This window comes from Glutamicibacter sp. BS14 (assembly GCF_056934375.1).
In genome coordinates this window covers 1,555,851-1,580,831 of sequence record NZ_CM167801.1, presented here as the reverse complement: position 1 = coordinate 1,580,831, position 24,981 = coordinate 1,555,851, and the positions used below count along the sequence as shown (strand labels likewise).

21 protein-coding genes are annotated in these 24,981 nt (G+C 62.0%); 12 read left to right on the top strand and 9 right to left on the bottom strand.

The window, feature by feature from the left end; genetic code table 11:
* The first annotated feature begins 48 nt into the window (after positions 1 to 48).
* Positions 49 to 2,025 carry an acetate--CoA ligase gene (gene acs, locus AC1Z36_RS07445; RefSeq protein WP_105656978.1) on the top strand — a complete coding sequence of 659 codons (1,977 nt, stop codon included), beginning with the start codon at positions 49 to 51 and terminating at the stop codon, positions 2,023 to 2,025.
* 130 nt (positions 2,026 to 2,155) lie between these two features.
* On the top strand, positions 2,156 to 2,608 hold the full coding sequence (gene aroQ / locus AC1Z36_RS07440; protein WP_105656979.1) for a type II 3-dehydroquinate dehydratase: 453 nt from the start codon (positions 2,156 to 2,158) through the stop codon (positions 2,606 to 2,608).
* A 9-nt stretch (positions 2,609 to 2,617) separates the two neighbouring features.
* Here the strand turns inward: aroQ and AC1Z36_RS07435 are convergent, their stop codons facing one another.
* A complete protein-coding gene (locus tag AC1Z36_RS07435; protein WP_286134139.1) occupies positions 2,618 to 3,808 on the bottom strand; it encodes a MarP family serine protease in 1,191 nt (396 codons plus the stop codon).
* A 204-nt stretch (positions 3,809 to 4,012) separates the two neighbouring features.
* On the opposite strand from AC1Z36_RS07435, the gene AC1Z36_RS07430 reads away from it, so the two are divergent.
* Positions 4,013 to 4,690 carry a Crp/Fnr family transcriptional regulator gene (locus AC1Z36_RS07430; RefSeq protein ID WP_022874282.1) on the top strand — a complete coding sequence of 226 codons (678 nt, stop codon included), beginning with the start codon at positions 4,013 to 4,015 and terminating at the stop codon, positions 4,688 to 4,690.
* Between the two features lie 69 nt (positions 4,691 to 4,759).
* Here the strand turns inward: AC1Z36_RS07430 and AC1Z36_RS07425 are convergent, their stop codons facing one another.
* The 3 genes from AC1Z36_RS07425 to sp36 form a co-directional block, all read right to left on the bottom strand.
* Complete coding sequence (locus tag AC1Z36_RS07425; RefSeq protein ID WP_105656981.1) at positions 4,760 to 5,674, bottom strand: NUDIX hydrolase; 915 nt, start codon at positions 5,672 to 5,674, stop codon at positions 4,760 to 4,762.
* 61 nt (positions 5,675 to 5,735) lie between these two features.
* Entirely contained in the window at positions 5,736 to 6,212 is a 477-nt protein-coding gene (locus AC1Z36_RS07420; protein ID WP_105656982.1) for a RidA family protein, read from the bottom strand.
* A gap of 32 nt (positions 6,213 to 6,244) precedes the next feature.
* Positions 6,245 to 6,400, bottom strand: a complete 156-nt coding sequence (gene sp36, locus AC1Z36_RS07415; RefSeq protein ID WP_013349841.1) for a Sp36 family protein — start codon at positions 6,398 to 6,400, stop codon at positions 6,245 to 6,247.
* A gap of 37 nt (positions 6,401 to 6,437) precedes the next feature.
* Between sp36 and AC1Z36_RS07410 the strand changes: the two genes are divergently transcribed.
* The 4 genes from AC1Z36_RS07410 (at position 6,438) to AC1Z36_RS07395 (ending at position 13,614) form a co-directional block, all read left to right on the top strand.
* A complete protein-coding gene (locus AC1Z36_RS07410) occupies positions 6,438 to 8,738 on the top strand; it encodes a transglycosylase domain-containing protein (protein WP_105656983.1) in 2,301 nt (766 codons plus the stop codon).
* A 119-nt stretch (positions 8,739 to 8,857) separates the two neighbouring features.
* Positions 8,858 to 9,811 carry a metallophosphoesterase gene (locus AC1Z36_RS07405; protein WP_448937613.1) on the top strand — a complete coding sequence of 318 codons (954 nt, stop codon included), beginning with the start codon at positions 8,858 to 8,860 and terminating at the stop codon, positions 9,809 to 9,811.
* A gap of 174 nt (positions 9,812 to 9,985) precedes the next feature.
* The gene (locus AC1Z36_RS07400; protein WP_133833570.1) at positions 9,986 to 11,809 is read left to right on the top strand and encodes an ABC transporter ATP-binding protein; all 1,824 of its coding nucleotides are present in this window, start codon (positions 9,986 to 9,988) and stop codon (positions 11,807 to 11,809) included.
* Complete coding sequence (locus AC1Z36_RS07395) at positions 11,806 to 13,614, top strand: ABC transporter ATP-binding protein (RefSeq protein WP_400341982.1); 1,809 nt, start codon at positions 11,806 to 11,808, stop codon at positions 13,612 to 13,614. The genes AC1Z36_RS07400 and AC1Z36_RS07395 overlap by 4 nt, the downstream gene beginning before the upstream one ends.
* A gap of 85 nt (positions 13,615 to 13,699) precedes the next feature.
* On the opposite strand, the gene AC1Z36_RS07390 is transcribed toward AC1Z36_RS07395, so the two are convergent.
* On the bottom strand, positions 13,700 to 14,605 hold the full coding sequence (locus AC1Z36_RS07390) for a phosphoribosylaminoimidazolesuccinocarboxamide synthase (protein WP_332498200.1): 906 nt from the start codon (positions 14,603 to 14,605) through the stop codon (positions 13,700 to 13,702).
* A 15-nt stretch (positions 14,606 to 14,620) separates the two neighbouring features.
* Entirely contained in the window at positions 14,621 to 15,907 is a 1,287-nt protein-coding gene (gene purD, locus AC1Z36_RS07385; RefSeq protein ID WP_133833567.1) for a phosphoribosylamine--glycine ligase, read from the bottom strand.
* A gap of 302 nt (positions 15,908 to 16,209) precedes the next feature.
* On the opposite strand from purD, the gene AC1Z36_RS07380 reads away from it, so the two are divergent.
* The 4 genes from AC1Z36_RS07380 to purM all read left to right on the top strand — a co-directional run bounded on the left by AC1Z36_RS07380 (position 16,210) and on the right by purM (position 19,772).
* Positions 16,210 to 16,590, top strand: a complete 381-nt coding sequence (locus AC1Z36_RS07380; protein WP_105656988.1) for a sterol carrier family protein — start codon at positions 16,210 to 16,212, stop codon at positions 16,588 to 16,590.
* A 4-nt stretch (positions 16,591 to 16,594) separates the two neighbouring features.
* Complete coding sequence (locus tag AC1Z36_RS07375; protein ID WP_105656989.1) at positions 16,595 to 16,921, top strand: hypothetical protein; 327 nt, start codon at positions 16,595 to 16,597, stop codon at positions 16,919 to 16,921.
* Positions 16,922 to 17,026: 105 nt separating this feature from the next.
* Positions 17,027 to 18,550 carry an amidophosphoribosyltransferase gene (purF, locus tag AC1Z36_RS07370; RefSeq protein ID WP_105656990.1) on the top strand — a complete coding sequence of 508 codons (1,524 nt, stop codon included), beginning with the start codon at positions 17,027 to 17,029 and terminating at the stop codon, positions 18,548 to 18,550.
* Positions 18,551 to 18,629: 79 nt separating this feature from the next.
* Complete coding sequence (gene purM / locus AC1Z36_RS07365; RefSeq protein WP_483561891.1) at positions 18,630 to 19,772, top strand: phosphoribosylformylglycinamidine cyclo-ligase; 1,143 nt, start codon at positions 18,630 to 18,632, stop codon at positions 19,770 to 19,772.
* Positions 19,773 to 20,017: 245 nt separating this feature from the next.
* On the opposite strand, the gene AC1Z36_RS07360 is transcribed toward purM, so the two are convergent.
* Positions 20,018 to 20,908 (bottom strand): Sir2 family NAD-dependent protein deacetylase, encoded by an 891-nt coding sequence (locus AC1Z36_RS07360; protein WP_133833708.1) that lies wholly within the window; start codon positions 20,906 to 20,908, stop codon positions 20,018 to 20,020.
* Between the two features lie 191 nt (positions 20,909 to 21,099).
* Positions 21,100 to 21,318: a DUF3073 domain-containing protein gene (locus tag AC1Z36_RS07355; protein ID WP_105657086.1), complete on the bottom strand. Its 219-nt coding sequence runs from the start codon at positions 21,316 to 21,318 to the stop codon at positions 21,100 to 21,102.
* A gap of 222 nt (positions 21,319 to 21,540) precedes the next feature.
* Here AC1Z36_RS07355 and AC1Z36_RS07350 point away from each other — a divergent pair, with 222 nt between their 5' ends.
* Complete coding sequence (locus AC1Z36_RS07350) at positions 21,541 to 22,182, top strand: septum formation family protein (protein WP_133833565.1); 642 nt, start codon at positions 21,541 to 21,543, stop codon at positions 22,180 to 22,182.
* Positions 22,183 to 22,255: 73 nt separating this feature from the next.
* Here AC1Z36_RS07350 and clpB read toward each other — a convergent pair whose 3' ends face one another.
* On the bottom strand, positions 22,256 to 24,844 hold the full coding sequence (gene clpB, locus AC1Z36_RS07345; protein WP_105657087.1) for an ATP-dependent chaperone ClpB: 2,589 nt from the start codon (positions 24,842 to 24,844) through the stop codon (positions 22,256 to 22,258).
* Positions 24,845 to 24,981: the final 137 nt, after the last annotated feature.

Sequence of the window (24,981 nt, the reverse complement as noted above, 5' to 3'; positions counted from 1 at the left end):
TTTGATCACAGGGAAATATTTGTGACTACGCGGAAGGACGCGAACCCAGTGAGTGATTCGAAAACCTTGGATAACCTGTCGACCGAAACCCGTTCCTTTGCCCCGAGCAAGGACTTCAGCGATCAGGCCATCGCAACGCAGGCCCGCTACGACGCAGCCAAGGCAGACCGCTTGGGCTATTGGGCGGACCAGGCACGCCAGGTACTGACCTGGGACACCGATTTCACTGAAACCTTGGACTGGTCGCAGGCACCGGTGGCCAAGTGGTTCGTCGGCGGCAAGCTCAACGCGGCCTACAACGCGCTGGACCGCCATGTGGAAAACGGCCTGGGCGACCGCGTCGCCATCTACTTCGAAGGCGAGCCGGGCGATACCCGCACCTACACTTACGCGCAGCTGACCGAAGAGGTCAAGAAGGCCGCCAACGCTTTCGAATCCCTGGGCGTGGCCAAGGGCGACCGCGTGGCCGTCTACCTGCCAATGATCCCGGAAGCCGTCATCACCATGCTGGCCTGCGCCCGCATCGGCGCCATCCACTCGGTGGTCTTCGGCGGCTTCTCCGCCGACGCGCTGCGCAGCCGCATCGATGATGCGGACGCCAAGCTCGTGGTCACCGCCGATGGCACCTGGCGCCGCGGCAAGCCGTCCTCGCTGAAGCCGGCAGTCGATGCGGCGCTGGAAGCACCGGGCCACACCGTGGAAAACGTTCTGGTGGTCAAGCGCAACGGCGAGCCCACCGAATTCGGCGCACTGGACAAGTGGTGGGATGACGTCGTCGGCACCGCCGCCACCGAGCACACTGCGGTAGCCCACGACTCCGAGCACCCGTTGTTCGTGCTGTATACCTCGGGCACCACTGGCAAGCCCAAGGGCATTGTGCACACCACCGGCGGCTTCTTGGCCCAGGGCGCCGTGACCCACCGCGACACCTTCGATTTGCACCCGGAAACCGACGTGTACTGGTGCACCGCGGACATCGGCTGGGTGACCGGCCATTCCTACGTCACCTACGCGCCGCTGGTCAACGGCGCCACCCAGGTGATCTACGAGGGCACCCCGGATACCCCGCACCAGGGCCGCTGGTGGGAACTGGTGGAAAAGTACGGCGTCACCATCCTGTACACCGCGCCCACCGCAATCCGCACCTTCATGAAGTGGGGCCGCGAGATCCCCGATGGCTACGACCTGTCTTCCCTGCGCGTGCTGGGTTCGGTGGGCGAACCGATCAACCCGGAAGCATGGATGTGGTACCGCGATGCCATCGGCACCAACAACGGCAAGAACGGCGAACGCAAGGAACACCCGGCCCCGATCGTGGACACCTGGTGGCAGACCGAAACCGGCGCGCACATGATCGCTCCGCTGCCGGGCGTCACCGCAACCAAGCCGGGTTCGGCCCAGGTGGCCGTGCCGGGCATCGCCATTGACGTGGTGGATGAAGCTGGCGAATCCGTGGCCGACGGCGAGGGCGGCTTCCTGGTCATCCGCGAGCCGTGGCCAGCGATGCTGCGCGGCATCTGGGGCGACATGGAACGCTACAAGGACACCTACTGGTCGCGGTTCGAGAACATGTACTTCGCTGGCGACGGTGCGAAGAAGGACGCCGATGGCGATATCTGGCTGCTGGGCCGCGTGGATGACGTGATGAACGTCTCCGGGCACCGCCTGTCCACCACCGAGATCGAGTCCTCGCTGGTCGCCCACCCATACGTGGCAGAGGCCGCCGTGGTGGGAGCGAAGGACGAGACCACCGGCGAGGCCGTGGTGGCCTTCGTGATCCTGCAGACCGAGCCGGCGGAAGGCGAGGATGTGGTGGCGACCCTGCGCAACCACGTGGGCAAGGACATCGGCCCGATCGCCAAGCCGAAGCATGTGCTGGTGGTTCCGGAACTGCCTAAGACCCGCTCGGGCAAGATCATGCGCCGCCTGCTCAAGGACGTGGCCGAGGGCCGCGAGGTCGGCGATGCCACCACGCTGTCCGATTCAACGGTGATGAGCCAGATCGCGCAGTCCATGGGCAAATAGCCTCAGCACGCCCCAGTGCAGCAAGCCGCCGTTCGTCCACACCGCTGGTGTGGACGAACGGCGGCTTCTTGTATTACGGGGCCAAAGAATTCGGGCGGGAATTTCCCGGTTGTGTAATAGATTTGAGTTCATGACTGAGAACGCATCGAACACCATCTTGCTGCTCAACGGCCCCAACCTGAATCTGCTGGGCACCCGGGAGCCGGAAATCTATGGCCACGACACCCTGGCCGATGTTGAGCAGCTGGCCCGGGAAACCGCTGCGGCCCTCGGCTTCGAATTGCGCGCCTTGCAGTCCAACCATGAGGGTGTGCTCATCGACGCGATTCACGAGGCCCGCACTACCGCAGCCGGCATCATCATGAACCCCGGCGCATTCACCCATACCTCTGTGGCTATTGCCGATGCCATCAGCGGCGTGCAGTTGCCAGCCATCGAGGTGCACATCTCGAACGTGCACAAGCGTGAAGCGTTCCGCCACCATTCCTTCATCTCGCCGGTAGCCAGCTCGATCATCATCGGTGCGGGCGTGCACGGCTACAAGCTGGCGGTTCAGCAGCTCGCGCATTTGCTGGGCAAATAGCCGCAAGCTCTAGCCGGTGACGCAGTCGCCTGTTTTGATGCTGGTGCGCCGATCGCCGCCCAGCTCCATGGCGTTCTCGATCTCTTCGAGGCTCAGGGCGAAGCCGACCTCGTCATCGCTGCGCGACTTGGCGAAGATCAAGCCCACCGCGTCGCCGGATTCATCCAGCAGCGGTCCGCCGGAATTGCCCTGGGCTACTTCCGCGGTGAGCTGGTAGACAGAGATTCGAGATGGGTCCGCGCCATAGATATTGGCAATGGAGACGAAGGCACGGGAAGCGATCAAGGCTCCGCGGATCTGCTGCGGGCCGCCCGCTGGGTGCCCGACAAAGGTTGCCGAGTCGCCGCGCATCAGGTCATCAGCGGCGAGGTCGATAGGCTCTGCCTCCAGCCCTTCGACGTAAAGCAGCGCGATGTCGGCCTTGGGATCGAAATAAACAACCTTTCCGCGGTGAACTTCGTCACCGCCGACCTCCACGGTTGCCGCGCTCAATCCGGCGACCACGTGCGCGTTGGTCATGACCAGTTCGTGGTCGACAACGAAGCCTGAGCCGGTCAGGTTCACACCGCATTGCACCGCGGTACCGGAGATCTTGGCGGCCGATTGGGCAGCGGCCAGCTGCAGGTCGTTAGCTGCCCATTCGGTGTTGGCCGGCGCCTGGACCGGGGGCGCGAAAGGCTCCAGGAATGCGGGGAGGGTTTCGGCGATCACCTTGGAGCGTGCGGTGGAAATCGCGGCATCGACAAACTCGGGTGTCAGGCCACGAATCGAGTCGATCATCTTGGACTTGCTGATCTCCAGCGAAAGCCTTGGAATACCCATGCTTGAAGTGGAAAAGGCCAAGCCACCGATGATTGTGGCGGTAATGAACACCGACAGCACGCCACCGGCAATGCGGTCCGCGGCACGCAGGAAATCGACATTCATCCAGTGGCGGATGCGAGTTGCAATCACCCGTCCCAGAGCTTGCCCGAGAATGATCAGCACGGCTGCGGTAGCTATCATCAGGCCGACCCGCCACCAGGGGTTCGTGGCGAAGGTGGAAACCAGCGGGATGGCGAAGAATGCGGCGACGCCGCCGACAATCAGGCCGAGCATGTCGCCAATGGTCAGCAGAAAACCTCGACGAACTCCAACAACGAAAAACGTCAGCAAAACAGCGCAGATGACTACGTCGAGCCAGCTGAAAATTCCGAGCACCAAGACCCCAGTTCATTCATAAAGTTCGTATAGACCCAAGGTACCCTTAGAAGCTGATGGATTTCTGCGAGCAGATTCGCGAGTTTTAGTCGAATGTGCGTGATTTTCAACATTTTCTTGGTTAAACCACGTGTGGAAACTGTCACATTGTTACCGAATACGGCACAATGAAGTAAGCGCCTACTACTGTTGACAGGAGATTTAATGGATATCGAGGTACTGCGTCGCGCGCCACTGTTTGCGTCGCTTGGTGATGAAGTATTCGCCGCGCTAACCGAAGAATTGACCGAGGTTGATCTCTCCCGCGGCGCATCGGTGTTCCGTGAAGGCGATCAGGGTGACCGTCTGTACTTCATCGTTTCGGGCAAGATCAAGCTGGGTCGCACCTCTTCGGATGGTCGCGAGAACCTGATTGCTGTTCTTGGCCCAGGCGAACTGTTTGGCGAGATGGCATTGTTCGATCCACACCCACGCAACGCAACTGCAACCGCCGTGTCCGAGACCCGCTTGGCGGGCCTGAGCCACGAGAACATGCGCAAGGCTATCTTGAACTCCCCTGAGGTCTCGATCCAGCTGCTGCAGGCTCTGGCTGCACGTCTGCGTCGTACCAATGAGTCCCTGGCCGATCTGGTCTTCTCTGACGTTCCTGGCCGTGTTGCCAAGGCTCTGTTGGATCTGGCTGACCGCTTCGGTCGCCCAGCTACCGACGGCATCCTGGTTGCCCACGAACTGACTCAGGAAGAGCTGGCTCAGCTCGTTGGTGCTTCCCGCGAAACCGTGAACAAGGCTCTGGCCGAGTTCGTGCAGCGCGGCTGGCTGCGCCTGGAAGCACGCGCCGTCGTGATCCTGGATATCCAGCGTCTGCGCCAGCGCTCGCGCTAAACCGCAGTGATGCAAACAGGCCGGGAATCCTTCAAGGATTCCCGGCCTGCTTTGTTTAAGTTTCTGCTCTCAGTGCCCGGCAGTAGTCTGCCATGGGCGGGAGGATTCAGCGCTCATGGAGCCAAGGACTTCCAGATAGTAAATGCCATCGCGCACCAGCAGGTCCGGATGCTTGAGATTCAACGAACGGGCCCGCGAAAGGTAGGCGACCACTCCATTGGCCTCCGCCATGGCTTCCAGGATCATTTCCACCGCCGGGTAGCTAATCTCCGAGAGCGCGAGGTTCACTGTGTTGGGTTGGCCAACGCTGTCCCCCAGCTCGCTGGTGCTGCGTTTGGCCAATATTTCCCCGGCGGCACACCAGCGCCCCCATTTGCCTTTGCCGCGCAGCAAGGCAGCCTCCTGGCGGTTGGGCACGGTGGCAGTGAAGTACCAGGTGTCGAAGCGGCGCAGGGCAAAGTTCGGGTTGAGCCAGTGGGATACCGGACGCAAAAGGTCTGTGCGCAAGCCCAGTCCGCGGCGGCGCAGGAATTCGTCGAAGGCCAGGTCCTGTCCGGCGATTGCTTCGCGGGCGGTCATCCAGTCTTCTGCATCGGTCATTTCGACCACGGATTGCTCATCGGTGCCGGCCAGCAGGATTCCGGTCTCTTCGAAAAGCTCGCGGATGGCGCAAACGATGTATGCCTGCGCCAACTGCTGGTCCAGCATGTCCATGCGCTTGGACCATTGGGACAGGCTCGGACCGAACCATTGGTAGGTGGCACGGTCGCTCGCCTCGTGGCTGCCGCCTGGAAAGGCCACGTTGCCCAGTGGGGAGCCCCCGGGGCGATAAGTCAGATAGGTCTCCACGCCGTGGGAAGAATCCCTCACAAGGCAGATGGAGGACGCGCGCCGCGGGGTGCGCGGCGTGCGCGAACCGAAAGAGAACCAGTTTTCGGCGGTGGCAATTTGATGCGGTGGCAAATCAAAGAGCCGGCGCACCATACCGCTGCGCGGCCCCGCCGGGAATGCCCGTCGGGACCGCGCAGCAGGAATCTGGCTTGAATTACTCAAATTCGGCGATGACCTCGACCTCGACAGGTGCATCCAGCGGCAGAACGGCAACGCCGACGGCCGAGCGTGCGTGCAAGCCTGCATCGCCGAGTACCTCGCCGAAGAACTCCGATGCCCCGTTGATGACGCCTGGCTGTCCGGTGAAGTCCGGTGCCGACGACACGAAACCGACAACCTTCACGATGCGCTTAATGCGATCTAGATCACCAATTTCGGCCTTGATGGCGGCTAGCGCGTTAAGCGCAGCGGTCTGCGCCTGGGCCTTCGCCTCCTCGGCCGAAACCTCGGCACCAACCTTTCCAACGGCTGTGAGTTCACCCTTAATCAGCGGAAGCTGGCCAGAGGTGTAGACATAGTTGCCGGTGGTAACGGCTGGCAGGTAGGCGGCTACCGGCTTTGCCACAGCTGGCAAGGCATGACCGAGCTCGGCCAGACGAGCCTCGACACGCGAGGAAGTAGCTTCTTGCATGGGATTTCTCCTTCAGTAAATGTTGTTGCTAGTTACGCTTTCGGACGCTTCATGTAGGCCACTGGAGATGAGCCGTTGGGGCCTGGAACCACGGTTACCAGCTCCCAGCCATCGTCACCCCACTGGTCCAAAATCTGCTTCGTAGCGTGAATCAAAAGCGGCAAAGTGGCGTATTCCCATTTAGTCATACTCGATACGTTAGCGCGTCCTTGTAAACTAGTGGGTATGGCAGCCAAGAAGTCCCCTTTTTTTGATACCGCTACCACCCTGGGAAAAGTCGTTGCATTCTTCGGAATCAGCGCCCTGTGTGGTGTGCTCGCAGCAGGCATGCTCGTGCCCATTGCAGCTATCGCAAAAACCGGTTTGACCACCGGTAACAACATCGTCAGCGCGCTCCCGAGCTCGTTTGAAAAGCTCCCCATCCCGGAGCCTTCCACGATCCTTGACGCTGATGGCAAGGCCATTGCGAACTTCTACCAGCAAAATCGCCAGCCTGTGAAGCTAGATGACATCTCGCCAAACATGCGCAAGGCGATCATCTCGGTGGAAGATGAGCGTTTCTACGAGCACAAGGGCATCGACCCCAAGGGCATCGCCCGTGCAGTAGTTGGCAACCTCACCTCTTCGAGCCGCTCTGGTGCTTCCACCCTGACCCAGCAGTACGTGAACAACCTGCTAGTGAATAACCAGGTGCTCACCGGTTCGGACGAATCCACTGTTTCCGGCCAGAAGGGCTACTCGGATAAGATCCGCGAGCTGAAGTACGCGGTGGCCATCGAGAAGGAAATGTCCAAGGACCAGATCCTGGAGGGCTACCTGAACCTGGTGCTCTTCTCGGGTCGCGAGTACGGCGTGCAGGCTGCCGCTCAGCACTTCTACTCAACCGATGCCAAGGACTTGAACGTGCAGCAGTCGGCCATGCTTGCCGGCATGGTCCAGCTGCCAAACGTCTACAACCCGATCAACAACCCTGAGCGATCCATCGACCGCCGCAACAAGGTGCTGGGCAACATGTACCGCACCGGCGCAATCACCAAGAAGGAATACGACAAGGCGGTGAAGTCGGACCTGGAACTGGATCCGCGCACGTCCCCTTCCGGTTGCACCGCGGCCAAGGAAAATGCCTACTTCTGCGACTACGTCACCAATCTGATCCTTTCCGATGACACCTATGGCAAGACCAAGGAAGATCGCGAAGGCCTGCTGTACCGTGGCGGCTTGACCGTCAAGACCACCCTGAACAGCAAGCTGAACAAGAAGGCCGCCAAGGACGCAGCGAAGGCTATCGATCCAAAGGCCAAGTCCAACACCGACATTTACTCCTCGATCGTTTCGGTCGAGCCGGGCACCGGCAAGATCCTGACCATGGCGCAGAACACCACCTACGGTCCGGAAGTCAAGAACTCGGGCGAGAACACCTATTACAACTTCGCTGTCGAGCGTTCCCTGGGTGGCGCTGGCGGGTTCCAGGGTGGTTCTACCATGAAGCCGTACACCACCTTGGGCTGGCTGTCCGAAGGCAACCGCATGTACGACAAGATCAATGCCAAGAAGCAGGTTTTCGTACCCGGCTCCAAGTGGCGGGCATCTTGCCTTCCCGGAGGAACGACAACTGTTGGTTCTAATTGGGAACCGAAGAATGCATCGCCTGGCTTCTACCGCTCGATGACCGTGGATACCGGCCTGTACTGGTCGATCAATACCGCGACCGTGCAGGAGGCCTACAAGACCGACCTGTGCACCATCGCCGATTACACCAAGAAGCTTGGCGTACTGGATCAGGGCGCCAAGGGCGGCCCTGCCCCGATCTCGCCTTCGAACCCTTCGTTCATCATCGGCTCGGCAGAAATCACCCCGCTGTCCCAGGCCGCCGCATTCGCTGCATTCGCCAACAAGGGCGAGTACTGCGAACCACGCGCCATCAACAGCGTGACCGACAAGGACGGCAACGAGTACAAGGTCAAGAAGGAATCCTGCTCCCAGGAAATCGACCCGACCTACGTTGCCGATCTGAACGGCACCCTGAAGAAGATCGCCACCAACCGCGTCTCCAAGGGCCGCGTCGACGGCCCAATCGCTGGCAAGACCGGTACCAACAACTACGCGTCCTCGACCTGGTTCGTCGGCTACACCACCGGAATTTCCACCGCCACCTGGGTCGGCCGACTCAAGGGCAAGGCCGGCGAAGAGAAGAACCAGATGCACGGCGCGATGGTCAACGACAAGAAGGCCCCTTGGATGGTCGATTCCTCGACCTTCGCCGCCCCGCTGTGGGTGGACTTCATGGAGGAGGCCGTGCACGAATACGAGCGGAACAACTTCGGTTCGGCCCGTCGCCAGCCGCCTCCGCCAAAGCCGAAGGAAGAAGACGATTCCAAGTCCGACTCGGATGAGAAGGACAATGACAAGGAAGAGTCGAAGGAAGATTCCAAGCCTAAGGAAGAATCCTCGCCGAAGCCCGACTCCGATAACAAGGGCAACGGAAACGGCAATGGAAACGGCAACGGCAAGAAGTCCGATGACTAGCTGAATATTCGAAAGGCCGCGTTCAACTTTGGTTGGACGCGGCCTTTCGGTTTAGATTGGCATAGGAGAACTCCACCAGAAGTTGCCTCCGGGCTTGAAAGGACGATGGCACAGAAGTCATGGTTGAACAGAATAATTTCGCTTCGGCATTACGTCATGCCAGCGGTACTGCGGCCCTTGCCGCCACCGGCGCTCTGGCCATCGGCGGAGCTCTGGTGGGCTATGGCATGCTGGAGGCCCAAAAGTTCGGGCTGCGCCACGAATCGATTAAGGTCCTGCCCCGCGGATACGGCGACATCAAGGTCCTGCACCTTTCGGACATCCACATGGTTCCAGGGCAGGAAGCCAAAACCCAGTGGCTGCGCGGTCTGGCTGATCTGAAGCCCGACTTTGTCATCAACACCGGGGATAACCTCAGCCACCGCAAGGCCGTGCCGGCTTTGATCAAGGCGCTGGAACCGCTGATGGCTTTCCCTGGCGCCTTCGTTCCCGGGTCCAATTGCTACTACGCTCCGAAGCTGAAGAACCCGTTCAGGTATTTGGCTCCTTCCACCGGAACTCCCAACCCTGCCCCGCGGGACCAGTTGCCGTTCGAAGAAATGCACCGGGCCTTCGGCGGAGCCGGCTGGATCAACATGTCCAACCGTGCGCATTCCACGGTGCTCAATGGCCTGCGCCTGGATCTTACCGGCGTGGATGATCCGCACATCGACCGGGACCTCTTCGCTGGCTGGCCGCGTGGTTCCTCCTCAAGCAGCCAGGCGCCCCACGTGCGCATTGCGCTCACCCACGCGCCCTACCAGCGGGTTCTTGACCAATTCACCGAGGCGAAGGCTGATGTCATTTTCGCTGGCCACACCCACGGCGGCCAGGTGTGCATCCCGGGCTATGGCGCATTGGTCTCCAACTGCGATCTGCCTACGTGGCGCGCCCGCGGCCTGAGCGATTGGGAATACAACGGCAACACCGTTCCGTTGAATGTTTCCGCTGGCGTGGGCACCTCGCGCTTCGCTCCGATTCGCTTCGCCTGCCCGCCGGAAGCCATCATGGTTACCCTGGCTGCCCGCGACTAAGCCACGAAATTTCTTCGGGTAATCCCCGGTCAAGCACCTTCTTGGTGCTCGACCGGGGATTATTTGCCTCCAATGTGAAGCACTTCTTTCCAATAGTTGCCTATTGATTGAATTATCCCAACTACTGCCGGTAGTCTGTAACTCTGTCAAACTTCTGGACGAATGCGGGGTACCGTGGCTCAAGCTCAACAGGCCGGTTCGAAAGATCCGGTCCCGCTCTCCGCAACACTGAAACGGCTTGCTCCATTCGTCAAGCCGATCTTCCCCCGGCTCTTTTGCGGTTTCCTCTGCGCGCTCGGCGCCGGAATTGTCGCGCTGGCCATCCCCCAGGTGCTCGCCTGGCTGGTCAATGTCGTCCTGCATCGTGATGGGGCAGCCTCGGAGGTGTGGCTCTCTGTTGGCATCGTTGCCGCATTGGGCCTTGTCGAAGCCCTGCTGATCTTCCTGCGCCGCCAATTCGTGCTGAATCCCGCAGCAGGCCTTGAAGCGCAGATGCGCATCCGCTTCTACAAGCACCTGCAGCGCCTGCCCGTGGCGTTCCACGAACGCTGGGGCTCGGGGCAGCTTCTCTCCCGCTCCATGTCGGATCTCTCCTTGTTGCGCCGCTGGCTCGCGTTCGGCGCGATGATGCTGGTTGTTGAAACCGTCACCGTCATCACCGGGCTGGTGCTGATGTTCACCCATTCATGGATCCTGGGACTGCTCTACCTGCTGGGATCTATCCCGATTGCCATCAAGGCCTACCGTTTCCGCAACGACTACCGGGCCGCCAGCCGCCGCAGCCAGGACCAGGCTGGGGACCTGGCCACCGCGGTGGAAGAATCAGTGCACGGCATCCGCGTCATCAAGGCCTTCGGCCGCGGGCCGCATGTCTACGCGGGCTTCAGCGCCCAGGCAAAGTCCCTGCAGGAAACCGAAATAACCAAGGCCAAGACGCTGGCCAGCTTCCTGCTCACCGTCGTTGCGGTGCCTGAAACCATTCTGGGCATCGGCCTGCTGATCGGCATTGCCCAGGTCGCCAACGGCACGCTGAGCGTCGGCTCGCTGGTGGCCTACTTCGCCATCGCCGCGGTCATCGCCGGCCCCGTCGAGGGCATGGGAATGCTGCTGGGCATGACACTGAGCACCAAAACTGCGCTGGACCGCCACTTCGAGGTCATGGATTCAATCAATGACATCGATTCCCCCGCGCAGCCCCGGGTCCCTGCAGAACGCGATGGCAGCGTGAAGCTGGAGCATGTGCGCTTCGCCTACCCGGATACCGCCGGTACCCACCGGCCGATCCTGGCCGACATCAATCTGGAGATCCGTCCCGGGGAAACCATGGCCCTTGTCGGCATCACCGGTTCGGGCAAGTCCACCTTGCTGAACCTGGTTCCGCGCCTGCATGAAGCGACCTCCGGCGAGGTGCTCATCCACGGACAGGACGTCAAGGACTGGGACCTCCAGGAACTGCGAACCGAGATCGCCGTGGCTTTCGAGGACACCACCTTATTCTCCACCTCCATCCGCGGCAACGTGCTGCTCGGCGCCCCGGAAAACCTGGATGAGCAGCAGCGCGAAGCCCTGCTCGCCGAAGCCCTGGACGTCGCCCAGGCGCAGTTTGCCTACGCGTTGCCCGAAGGGGTAGACACCTTGATCGGCGAGGAAGGCCTGTCGCTATCGGGCGGGCAGCGCCAGCGCATCGCCTTGGCCCGCGCCATCGCAGCGCGCCCGAGCGTGCTGGTCCTCGACGATCCGCTGTCCGCCCTGGATGTGCGCACCGAGGAACTGGTCACCGAGAGGCTGCGCGAAGTCCTGGCCGGAACCACCACGCTGATCGTGGCCCACCGGCCCTCGACCGTGATGCTCGCCGACCGCGTGGCGCTGCTGCGCGATGGCCGCATCGACGCGGTGGGAAGCCACGCCCACCTGTTGAGCACCAATGAGCATTACCGATTCGTCATCGCCAGCCTGGATGACGAAGACCAGCCAGCCACCGTGGAGGTCTCCCGATGAGCAAGCCACTGGGCGTCGCCAATGAAGACGCCATCAAGCTCTCTGCCGCCGAACGCAAGGTCGTGCGGCAACGTTCCTTCCGGCTGCTGGCCTCGCTGGCCGTGCCGCAGAAGAAGCTTTTCGTCCTCACCGTGGTGCTGGTGCTGTTCTCCAACGCGGCACGCGTGCTGCTTCCGGTGCTGATCGCCTTCTCGATCGACTGGACCCTGCCGCAGGTGCGCGAAGGCAACTGGGGTGCCCTGGGGATGACCGGGGCCGGATACATCGTGTGCGCCGTGCTCAGCGGCGTGCTGCTCTCCTGGTACATCACCAGCGCGGCGAAGATCTCCCAGGCGATGCTCCTGGATCTGCGCCAGCAGGTCTTCCGCCATACCCAGCGGCTGAGCCTCGAATTCCACGAGAACTACACCTCCGGGCGGATCATTTCCCGGCAGACCTCCGATCTGGAAACGCTGCGCGAGCTGCTCGATCAAGGCGTCTCGGAACTGGCCTCCTCCTGCGTGTTCGTGGTCTTCACCCTGGTCTCGATTTTCTTCCTCGACTGGCGCAGCGGCCTGGTGGTCTGCGTGGCCGTCCTTCCGGTAGCGATCCTCTTCTTCTGGTACCAGCGCCGCTCCGAGCTGCTCTACCGCGAATCCCGCGTGGTCTCGGCCAAGGTCATCTCCACCTTCGTGGAAACCATGACCGGCATCCGCGCGGTCAAGGCCTTCCGCCGCGAGGAAGCCAACGACGCGAACTACTCGGATCTCGCGGAGCAGTACCGGGTGAACTCGGTGCGTTCCTTCAACCTCTTCGGCGTCCTGCAGCCGGGACTGGTCCTGATCGGCAACCTGACGGTGGCGGCATTGCTCGCCTACGGCGGATTCCGCATCATCGACGGCACCATGCAGGTCGGTGCGATGGTGGCCATCCTGCTGGCCTCCAAGCGCCTGTTCCAGCCAGTCGAGCAGATCGCCATGTTCTATTCCTCGCTGCAGTCGGCCACCGCCGCCCTGGAGAAGGTTTCGGGGCTGCTGGAGGAAGAACCGACGGTGCGCGAGCCTGCGGCCCCTCGCACCATCCGCAAGGTGGCCGGCGAGCTGGTCTTCAAGGATGCGGTCTTCGGCTACGGCGAGGGCCCGGTGATCATGGAGGAATTCGACCTGCGGATCCCGGCGGGCCAAACGGTGGCCGTGGTAGGCCAGACCGGTGCCGGCAAGTCCACGCTGGCCAAGCTCATTGCCCGCTTCTACGACCTGCGTTCGGGCACCTTGGAACTGGATTCGGTGCCGATCAACGAGCTGTCGAACAAGGAACTGCGCCAGCACGTGGTGATGGTCACCCAGGAGGCGTTCCTCTTCTCCGGATCGGTGGCCGAGAACATCGCGCTGGGCCGGCCGGGCGCCTCGCCGGAGGATATCGAGTACGCCGCCCGTGCGGTCGGCGCCCACGAGTTCATCTTGGATCTGCCTGAGGGCTACGGCACCGACGTGAACAAGCGAGGCGGACGGGTCTCGGCCGGCCAGCGCCAGCTGATTTCCTTTGCCCGCGCCTTCCTTGCCGATCCTGCGGTGCTGATCCTTGATGAGGCCACCAGCTCCCTGGATATCCCTTCGGAACGGGCAGTGCAGCGCGGACTGCAAACCCTGCTGGGCAACCGCACCGCGCTGATCATCGCGCACCGCCTGTCCACCGTGCAGATCGCGGACCGCGTGCTGGTGGTCCACGATGGCAAGATCACCGAGGACGGCACCCCAGCGCAGCTGATTGCCGATGAGGGGCGCTTCGCGGCCCTGCACAAGGCGTGGAAGGACTCGCTGGTCTGATCCCGTCCAGGACAGCGCAAAGCCCTCCGCAGATCACTTCGATCAGCGGAGGGCTTTGCCGTGCGTGGTTGTTCTTCGCCTGCGCCTAGGCGCTGAAGACCTGGCCGGTGAGCCGTTCGTAGGCCTCGATGTAGCGGGCACGGGTCTTCTCGATGATTCCGGCTGGCAGCTGAGGCGGTTCTTCGCCCGAGTTCTTGTCCCAACCCGATTCGGCGGAGGTCAGCCAGTCGCGGACGAACTGCTTGTCGAAGCTGGCCTGCGCCTGGCCCGGCTTGTAGGATTCGGCATCCCAGAAACGCGAGGAATCCGGGGTCAGCACCTCATCGCCCAGGGTGATCTCGCCGGTGGCCGGATCAGCTCCGAACTCCACCTTGGTATCGGCCAGGATGATGCCGCGCGCGCGGGCGATCTGCTCGGCCTGCTCGTACAGGGCCACGGTCTTCTCCCGCAGCGCCTCGGAAACTTCGGCGCCAACGCGTTCCACGGTCTGCTCGAAGGAGATGTTCTCGTCGTGCTCCCCCACCTCGGCCTTGGCCGATGGGGTGAACAGCGCCGGTTCCAGGCGCGAGCCATCCACCAGTCCTGCCGGCAGTGGCAGCTCGCACACGGTCTGCGAGGCCTTGTACTCGGCCAGGCCCGATCCGGTCAGGTATCCGCGGGCGATGCACTCGATCGGGTACATCTCCAGCTTCTTGCACACCATCGCGCGTCCGGCCACCTCGGCTGGAACATCGGTGGAGATGACATGGTTGGCGAAGTCGCCCAGCTGCTCGAACCACCAGAGGCTGAGCTGGGTCAGCACCTTGCCCTTGTCCGGGATTTCGCTGGCCAGCACGAAGTCGTAGGCGCTGATGCGGTCGGAGGCCACCACGAGGACACGGTCGGTGCCTTCGAAGCTGGCGCCCGCAGGCACGTACAGGTCGCGTACCTTGCCCGAGTAGTAATGGTCCCAACCTTCTAGGTCGAGCACTTCAGTCTGGAATCCTGCCATGAGTTCTGTAGTCCTCTACTTGCTTTCGTTGGCGATGGCGATTTCGCCGCGTTCGGCCTTCAACGCAATGTCGGTGCGCGACTGGGCACCGTCCCAGCTGATCTCGGCAACCCCGGCGTACGCTGCGGCGCGGGCCGCGGCGAGGCCATCGCCCAGGCCCACCACGGCCAGTACGCGGCCACCGGAAACAATGATGTTCCCTTCAGCATCCGCGGAAGTTCCGGCATGCATCACGTGCACGCCGTCAATTCCGTTGGCTGCCTCCAGCCCGGAGATCACCGCTCCCTTGACCGGGGTGTCCGGGTAGTTCTCGGCGGCGATGACCACATCAACTGCGGTCTGCGCGGACCAGGTCAGCTGCTCGGCATCATCGAGCCGGCCCTTGGCGGCAGCCAGCAGCACACCGCCCAGCGGAGTCTTCAGCCGGGCAAGGACAGCCTGGGTTTCCGGGTCGCCGAAGCGGGCATTGAACTCGATGACGCGGATGCCGCGCTTGGTGATCGCCAAGCCGCAGTACAGCACGCCGGTGAATGGGGTGCCGCGCTTTTCCATTTCGCGCAGGGTCGGGTAGGCGACGCGGTCCATGACCTCGTCGACGAAGCTCTCCGGCAGCCATTCCAGCGGCGAGTAGGCACCCATGCCACCGGTGTTCGGGCCTTCGTCGTTTTCGAAGATGCGCTTGAAGTCCTGTGCCGGGGCCAGCGGAACAGCATGCTTGCCATCGCAGATGACAAACAGGGAAACTTCTGGGCCATCGAGGAATTCTTCGATCACTACGGTTCCGCCGGCGGCAAAACAGGCTTCTGCGTGCTCCAGCGCTTCGTCGCGATCGCCGGTGACCACGACGCCCTTGCCGGCGGCCAGGCCATCGTCCTTGACCACGTACGGCGCACCGAAGTCATCCAGCGCGCTGGCGGCTTCCTCGCGGTTGGTGGCCACATGGGCCATGGCGGTGGGAACCTCAGCGGCAGCCATGACGTTCTTGGCAAAAGCCTTGGACGCTTCGAGCTGCGCGGCAGCCTGGGTCGGGCCGAAGACCGGGATCTGCGCTGCGATCAGCGCATCGGAAACACCGGAAGCCAGCGGCGCTTCGGGGCCGACGACCACCAGATCGCTGCCCAGTTCCCGGGCGAGCGCGACGACTGCGGCAGGATCCTGCGCATCGATCGCGTGGGTAGTGACGTCCTGTGCGATACCGGCGTTGCCGGGGGCGCAATGAACTTCGTTGACGTAGGGGTCTGCACTCAGTGCACGGACAATTGCATGCTCACGGCCGCCTGGGCCAATAACCAGTACCTTCACCCGGTCGAGTTTACCGGAGATCCAGCGGGTCAACCGCGTCTATGACGCGCAGGCATTAGCCGCAGGCCCCGTCCATCTGGCCGCCCGCCTGGCACCGGGCCGAGGGGCGAATTCGGCGCCAGCAAGCCCAAAGCGCCCCATGGAAGTCTTCGGCACAGCATCATGCCGGCATCCAACCGGCGCTGCGTTGGCTGAACTAGAGTTGGCATGGCTGGATTTCTCGGTTTTCCAGATCCACAGTAGATGCCCAGCGCACGCAAATATGACGTTTCTCCGTCATTGAGAGAAAGTGGAATCGACCCATGGCAATCAAACGGCGCGTTGATGAAACCGCTGGCCGAGCGGCCCTGCGCGAATGGTCCGGAACCACGCAGGGACAAGGAAAAATAGCCCGCCCGGTGCTCGCCACCGCGGTGCGCTTTTCGCTGGAGGAGCTGGCCTCCCGCGCCGAGGGCAACTCGGTCGAGGTACGCGTTCCGCCCTTCGGTGTGACTCAGTGCATAGCGGGTCCCCGGCACACCCGCGGAACACCTCCGAATGTAGTCGAAATGCCTGCTGAGCTCTGGCTTTCCCTTGCTACTGGGCGTATCGGCTGGGCCGAGGCCTTGCAGACTGGGCAATTGCATGCTTCGGGACTTAGGGCAGACTTGTCAGCGCACCTACCACTTATTGAGTACCCTTAAGGGTATGGAGCAACACCCCGCTACCCCGTCTTCTGCCGATCAGAGTGTTGAAGTGCATATTCACTCGTCGCCCAAGTTCTGGCCGTTCATTTTGACTTTCGCGGTCCTTGGCGCGCTAGCCGGTCTCATCATTGGCCTGCTTGGCGAACCATCGCAGGATTACACCCGCACCTCGGCGTCCGGATTCTTCGCCATATTCGGTGCAGGCCTGGGCGTAGGCATCGGCGCATTGGCGTATGTGATTGTTGATCGCGTGACCTCACGCAAAACCACCAAGCATCTGGCAGTTCCTCTGGCCGAGGACACTGACTCCAGCGGACTACAAGGCTAGGCAGCTTTTCTCCTGAATTAGAAGAGCAGGCGGCCGCGCACCTGGCCGCCACCCACCACATTTTTGGTCGGTGTCGACCAACTGGAACATGAGAGAATAACCAACATGGCGCGTGGCGATGGATTCTTAAATCACGACCTGCTTCCAAACGAAAAGGGGCCGCAGGATGAATGCGGCGTTTTTGGCGTTTGGGCTCCTGGCGAAGAGGTCGCAAAACTCACCTATTACGGCCTGTATGCCCTGCAGCACCGCGGACAGGAATCCGCTGGTATTGCCACGAGCGACGGTGCGCGTATCAACGTCTACAAGGACATGGGCCTGGTCTCCCAGGTGTTCGACGAGAATACGCTGAACTCCATGGCCGGCCAGCTGGCTATCGGCCACTGCCGCTACTCGACCACCGGTGCCAGCCACTGGGCCAATGCGCAGCCGACCTTGGGCCCGACCCAGGCCGGTACCGTCGCCCTGGCCCACAACGGCAATCTGACCAACTCCGCTGATCTGGCCGATATGGTCTCCGCCAAGCAGCAGGCCGAAGGCGGCAAGGTCCGCGGCGAACTCGCCCAGGGCAACACCACCGACACCGCCTTGGTCACCGCCTTGCTGGCCGGTTCCGAAGGCCAGTCGCTGGAAGAAACCGCGCTGGAGCTGCTGCCGAAGATCGAAGGCGCCTTCTGCTTCGTCTTCATGAACGAGGACACCCTCTACGCAGCCCGCGACCCGCATGGTGTTCGCCCCCTGGTCCTGGGCCGGCTGGACCGAGGCTGGGTTGTTGCTTCGGAGCAGCCTGCACTGGCTACCGTTGGCGCCTCGTTCATCCGCGAAATCGAACCCGGCGAAATGATCGCCATCGACGAGAACGGCGTGCGTTCCACCCGCTTCGCCGAAGCCACCCCCAAGGGCTGCGTCTTCGAGTACGTCTACCTGGCTCGTCCCGATGCTGCCATTGCCGGCCGCTCGGTCTACGAATCCCGCGTGGAAATGGGCCGCCAGCTGGCCCGCGAGAACAGCGCGGACGCGGACATCGTGATCCCGGTTCCGGAGTCCGGCACCCCGGCCGCCATCGGCTACGCCGAGGAATCGGGCATTCCATTCACCCACGGCTTCGTGAAGAACGCCTACGTGGGCCGTACCTTCATCCAGCCATCGCAGACCCTGCGCCAGCTGGGCATCAAGCTCAAGCTCAATGCGCTGGAAACCGTGCTGCGCGGCAAGCGCGTCGTGGTGGTGGATGATTCGATCGTCCGCGGCAACACCCAGCGCGCGGTGGTGCGCATGCTGCGCGAGGCCGGTGCCGCCGAGGTGCATGTGAAGATCTCCTCGCCTCCGGTCAAGTGGCCTTGCTTCTACGGCATCGACTTCGCCTCGCGTGCCGAGCTGATCGCCAACGGCGCTGCCGTGGCTGAGATCGCGACCTCCATCGGCGCGGACTCCTTGGCCTACATTTCCGAAGACGGCATGATCGAAGCGACCCGCCAGCCGCGCGAGCGCCTGTGCACCGCGTGCTTCACCGGCGAGTACCCGATCGCCTTGCCGAACGAGGAGCGCCGCGGCAAGAACCTGCTGGAGCGCAGCAACCAGGGCGGCTGCGAGCCAGGTCCTGATGCCGAGTTCGAAACCAACAGCTAATCCCCTCCACGATCCCAACCATCTCGTTGCAAAGGGCGCCGGAAATGCGGCGCCCAGAACAGAAAAGGAACCGACTGCCATGAGCGGCAATGATCAGCAGCCAACTTCCATCACCTATGCCGGTGCCGGCGTTGACGTTGAGGCCGGTGACCGTGCCGTTGAGTTGATGAAGGGCGCGATCAAGGCAACCCACACCGCGGGCGTTGTCGGAGGGGTCGGCGGCTTCGCCGGGCTCTTCGATGTATCGTTCCTGACCGGTTACAAGAAGCCGTACTTGGCTACCTCCACCGACGGGGTAGGCACCAAGGTTGCCATCGCCCAGAAGCTGGACATCCACGACACCATCGGCCAGGACCTGGTCGGCATGGTGGTCGACGATATTGTCGTGGTGGGCGCCAAGCCTCTGTTCATGACCGACTACATCGCCACCGGCAAGGTCGTCCCGGAGCGCATCGCGGATATCGTGCGCGGCATCGCGGAAGGCTGCAAGCTGGCCGGCACCGCGCTGGTTGGCGGCGAAACCGCGGAGCACCCGGGCCTGCTAGCCGAGGACGAATACGATGTTGCCGGTGCTGCTACCGGTGTCATCGAAGCTGACCAGCTGCTGGGCCCGGAGCGCGTGCAGGCCGGCGACGTCGTCATCGGCATGGCGTCCTCGGGCATCCACTCCAACGGCTACTCGCTGGTGCGCCGCGTCATCGCCCACGCCAAGTGGGAGCTGGAACGCGAAGTTGCAGAGTTCGGCAAGACCTTGGGCGAGGAACTGCTGGTTCCGACCCGCATCTACACCACCGCTTGCCTGGATCTGGTGGGCGAGCTGAACGACGGCGAGAACTTCGGCGTGCACGGCTTCAGCCACGTCACCGGTGGGGGCCTGGCTGCCAACCTGGCTCGCGTGCTGCCCCAGGGCCTGATGGCCCGTGTGGACCGCTCGACCTGGTCCCTGCCAGCAGTCTTCTCCACCATCGCCCAGCTGGGCAACGTGCCACAGCCTGACCTTGAGCGCACCCTGAACCTGGGTGTGGGCATGGTTGCTGTTGTTGATCCAGCTGTAGCTGATCGTGCCGTAGAGCTGCTGAACAAGGCTGGCATGGGAGCTTGGGTCATGGGCGGCGTCGAGAATATCGATCCAGCGGCAGCCGATGCCGGACTGGACTACGTCCAGGGAGCCAAGGGCGTTGACGGCGGCGCAGTGCTGCTGACCGGCAACTACGCCAAGTAGTACTCGCAGGATCCGCTTCCTTGCCGATGCGCCGCACTGATCCCAGTGCGGCGCATCGGTTCTTTAACGCCATCGCCATGCGAATGGGGATGCAGGGTTGACCGGAGCCCTCTTGCCCGGCTTCCAGGCGCCAGGCAATGCTGCCGGTGGTGCTGCACCAGTGCGAGCTTCCTGCCGGGCTAAGTGCCCAGAGCAGCATTTGGCACGCTTCATTGGTGTCCCTTGCGGGACGAAATACCGGCCTGCTAGTCCAGTTGCTTCAGGGCGTGCTCCAAAGGCACACGCCAGCGCCAGGTTGCTTTTTGTTCACCGCGGACGTGGCCGTTGGTAATCAGCGCCACCGGCAAATCCCGCTTGACGAAGTTCAACAGGATCTTGTACCCGCTCATCACTGCAAGGGAGGAGCCCAGCACCAAGAGCGATGTGGATTCCGCTTCCAGTGCCGCAATGCGTTCCTTGCGTTCAACCGGAACGTTCTCGCCGAAATACACCACATCAGGCTTCAGGGCCAGCGAGCCGCAGCTCAAGCAGGCCACCATGTTGAACCGGTCAACCAGATACTGGGGCAGCTCCACATCCCCATCGGGGTTCACCGCGCTGGGGTCGATTTCCACGGCTTCCAAATAGCCTTCGTTGGCCGCCTGCAGGCGCAGATCAAAGTCATTGCGGTTCTCGCTGTACCCGCAGTCCAGGCAGCGGACGATCGACAAGTCGCCATGGACCGGAATGACCCGTTTGGATCCGGCCTGCTGGTGCAGCCCGTCAACGTTCTGCGTAATGATTCCACTGAGTTTCCCGTGCTCTTCCCACTGCACCAAGCGCTGGTGAATGTGGTTAGGCTCGGCTTTGTCCATATGGCGCCAGCCGACGTAGCCACGGGCCCAATAGCGCTGCCGGGCTTCAGGACGGAATCGGAATTCTTGATAGGTCATCGGCCGGTGGCGCTGCAATGAACCGTTGGGTCCCCGGTAGTCGGGGATTCCGGAATCGGTAGAAACACCGGCTCCGGTGACCACCAGGACCCCGCCAGCGGAAAGCATTTGGCGCACCCCGGCACGCGCTTCAGCTTCCGGGGATTCAGGTGCCTGCTGCTCGACAATGCGCTGCATCGACCGGATGGCCGAATGATGCGCCATCTGGATGGATAGCTCTTCTGGAGTGCTCACGTTCCACCTAACAATTACTGGGCACGACAAAGGCCGCAACGACTAAAAGCTAATTTAGCTTAGTCGCTGCGGCTTGTCGCAAAATGTACTGAAGAGCTGTACCACTCAATGCTTAAGGTGTGGCACTCTGAGCCAAGGACTCCCGGCGTCAGAAGACGAGGCTACTCGTCTTCGTCATCTCCCGAGTACTTCTTAGTCAGCTCGTCGTATTCCGAATATTCTTCGTCATACGATGAATCATTACGCTCAGTGTTCTGAGCATGATGATCGGACTGAACGCCCAACTCGCGTTCAAGTGCCGAAAGGTCAGTGGACGGCGAGTAGTACTTGATATCTCGCGCCTGACGCTGTGCTTTAGCCTTTTGACGGCCGCGCCCCATGGCGTGACCCCCTCTTTTCAGTAGAGTCGGGAGGTGGTCCACCTTGAAAAGATGAAGGCCCCCGAATATGTGATCAGTTCTTTCGTAATTAAAGGTTAACACGATTCACCGGCGAGCGCTGAATGCAACACCCTCCGAAACCGCTAGACTGTCGATTAGTCCAACGACTATGTATTGAGCCGGCGAGCGATCGCCCGACCCAACCACGAAGGAGCTCAACAGGTGGTGGAAAACAATCTGCCCGAGCCGCAGGCGGCTTTGCCGCCATTGCAGCCAGAACCGGAGAAGCCCAAGCGTCAAAGTGCCCAATGGGCCTTGATGATTGTCGCCGTTCTCGCACTGGCCGCGGCAGTGGTTTTCGTGGTGTTGAGACTAGTGGATCCCCCTGCTTCGCCAACTGCGAACAACGTGGAGCGCAACGAGAATCCAGGCCTCGACGGCATTGTTGCCACCGAGATGCCTCCAACCCAGTTGGAGCAAGGCGACTGCCTGCGCGGATTCAATTCACCACTGGATCCGCAGACGGTCGTAACCTGTGATTCCTCCCACAATGCCCAACTGATCGGCATCTTCCAGGTCACTGGCGAGGAGTACCCGGGAGCCAACGTGCTGCTCACCCAATCCGAAGACCTGTGCAAATCGGTGTCACTGGATCCTCGTGCAGGGCTGGACTCCACCTGGACCTATCACTTCTCGCGTCCCTCGGAGAGCACCTGGGGCCAGGGCGACCGCACCGTTTCGTGCTTCCTGAGCCTGTCCGAGGGCGACGTCCGCAACTCATTGCTGCCAGAGGGCTCTACGGATGGAGAATCGGAGAACTCCGAAGAGGAGCCGTCCAAGGCACAGGAGACCACCGACAGCTAAGTCTGCGTTCAGGAAAAATGGCGAGGGCATGAACGGGATTCCATCCGTTCACGCCCTCGCCATTGCCAGGCTCCTAGGCCTTCTTGGCAACTTTGAGCTTGTCGCCAACTTCGTCCAGGGTGACCCCTACAGTATCCCCGTCCTGCACCGTTCCAGCCAGGATCTCCTTGGCCAGCCGGTCTCCGATCTCGCGCTGCACCAGGCGGCGCAGCGGACGAGCGCCGTAGGCAGGATCGTAACCGGTCAGGGCCAGCCAATCGCTGGCGGCCTGATCCACCTCCAGGTTCAAGCGGCGGTCGGCCAAGCGCTGTGCGAGCAGGTCGATCTGCAGCTTGACGATGCTGCCCAGCTCTTCGATGCTCAATGGGTCGAAGAGGATGACCTCATCGAGACGGTTCAAGAACTCCGGCTTGAACGATGCATTGACCACGCTCATCACCGCTGACTTCTTGGCCTCGTCTTCCATGCTCTGGTCCACCAGGAACTGGGAACCCAGATTCGAGGTGAGGATCAGAATGGTATTCCTGAAGTCCACGGTGCGGCCTTGGCCATCGGTCAGCCGCCCGTCATCGAGCACCTGCAGCAGGATATCGAATACTTCCGGATGCGCCTTTTCCACCTCGTCCAGCAGAATCACCGAGTACGGGCGGCGGCGCACAGCTTCGGTCAGCTGCCCGCCCTCTTCATACCCTACGTAGCCCGGAGGGGCACCGACCAGGCGCGAAACCGCATGCTTCTCCGAGTATTCGGACATGTCGATCCGCACCATCGCCCGTGGATCATCGAAGAGGAAGTCAGCCAGGGACTTGGCCAACTCGGTCTTGCCGACACCGGTAGGACCCAGGAACAGGAAGGATCCGGTAGGCCGGTTCGGGTCGGCAATGCCGGCGCGGGTACGGCGAACGGCGTCAGAGACAGCGGCAATAGCCTGCTTCTGCCCCATCAGGCGCTGCCCGATGATTTCTTCCATATCCAGCAACTTCTGGCTTTCGCCCTGCAGCATGCGCCCGGCCGGAATACCGGTCCACGCCGAGATGACTTCTGCAATGTCATCCGCGGTGACTTCCTCGGCAACCATGGTGTGCGTATCGGCCTTATCGGCTTCGGCAGCTGCCGCCGCATCCAGTTCCTGCTGCAGCGTTGGGATCTCCCCGTAGAGCAGGCGAGAGGCCTGCTCCAGGTCGCCCTCGCGCTGGGCCTTGTCGGCCTGGCTGCGTAATTCGTCGAGCCTGACCTTCAGGTCGCCGACGCGGTTCAAGCCAGCCTTCTCGGCTTCCCACTGGGAGTTCAGCGCGTCCAGCTGTTCCTTCTTGTCGGCCATGTCCTTGCGCAGCGCATCCAGGCGTTCCACCGAAGCTGGATCCGTTTCATCGGACAGCGCCAGCTCCTCCATGGTCAGCCGGTCCACCTCGCGGCGCAGCTCATCGATTTCCTCCGGAGCCGAGTCGATCTCCATGCGCAGGCGGCTAGCGGCCTCATCGACCAGGTCGATGGCCTTGTCTGGCAGCTGGCGGCCGGAGATGTACCTGTTGGACAGCGTGGATGCTGCCACCAAGGCGGAGTCCGCAATGGAAACCTTGTGGTGCGCCTCGTAGCGCTCCTTCAACCCACGCAGGATGGCAATGGTGTCATCCACGCTGGGCTCACCGACATACACCTGTGCGAAGCGGCGTTCCAGGGCGGGATCCTTCTCGATGTTCTCGCGGTACTCGTCCAAGGTAGTAGCACCAATCAAGCGCAACTCGCCGCGGGCGAGCATTGGCTTGAGCATGTTCCCCGCGTCCATGGCGCCTTCGGAGGCTCCGGCGCCGACCACGGTGTGGATCTCGTCAATGAAGGTGACAATCTGGCCGTCCGAAGCCTTGATCTCTTCCAATACCGACTTCAGCCGCTCTTCGAATTCGCCACGGTACTTGGCGCCGGCGACCATGGCGCCCAGATCCAGCGAGATCAGGGTCTTGCCACGCAGGGATTCCGGCACGTCGCCCGCGATCATGCGCTGGGCAAGCCCCTCAACTACAGCGGTTTTGCCAACGCCTGGCTCGCCGATCAGCACGGGGTTGTTCTTGGTTCGGCGGGAGAGCACCTGGACCACGCGGCGGATCTCGCGGTCGCGGCCGATGACTGGATCCAGCTTGCCCGAGCGCGCCAGGGCGGTCATGTCGGTGCCGAACTTCTCCAGGGACTGGAAGGTGGCCTCCGGATCCGGATTATCGACCTTGCGGTCGCCGCGGATGGTGGGCAAGGTGCCCACCAGCAGTTCGCGGGTGGCCCCGAATTCGCGCAACGCGTCGCCGGCCTTGGTCTGGTCTGATGCCAAGGCGATAAGCAGGTGCTCGGTGGAGACATAGGTGTCCCCCATTTCTGCGGCAGCCGCTTGGGCGTTGCTCACAACCTGCAGCAGCTGTCGGGAGTACTGGGCTTGGGCCACTGAACTGCCGGAGCTGGAAGGCAATGCGTTGATGACAGCGCTTGCCTTGATCGAAAGCGCGTCGACATCCAATCCGGCGGTCTTCAGGAGGGCGACTGCGACGGAGTCGCGCTGGTCCAGCAAGGCCTTCAGCAGGTGCGCAGGTTCAATCTGCGGATTGCCTGCGGTTGAAGCGTTCATCCCGGAAGCCGAGAGGGCTTCTTGGCTCTTAGTGGTGAGTTTGGTGTCCACGCGCATCCTTTCTCTAATTGGGTGAACCCATAAACTTGAGTGTACTTAACTCAACTCTACTCGCACTCTTCGTATTCCAGCTAGAGCAAGATTTTCGAAAGATTTTCCATTTCACTTGCCCCAGAGGCAAAATACCT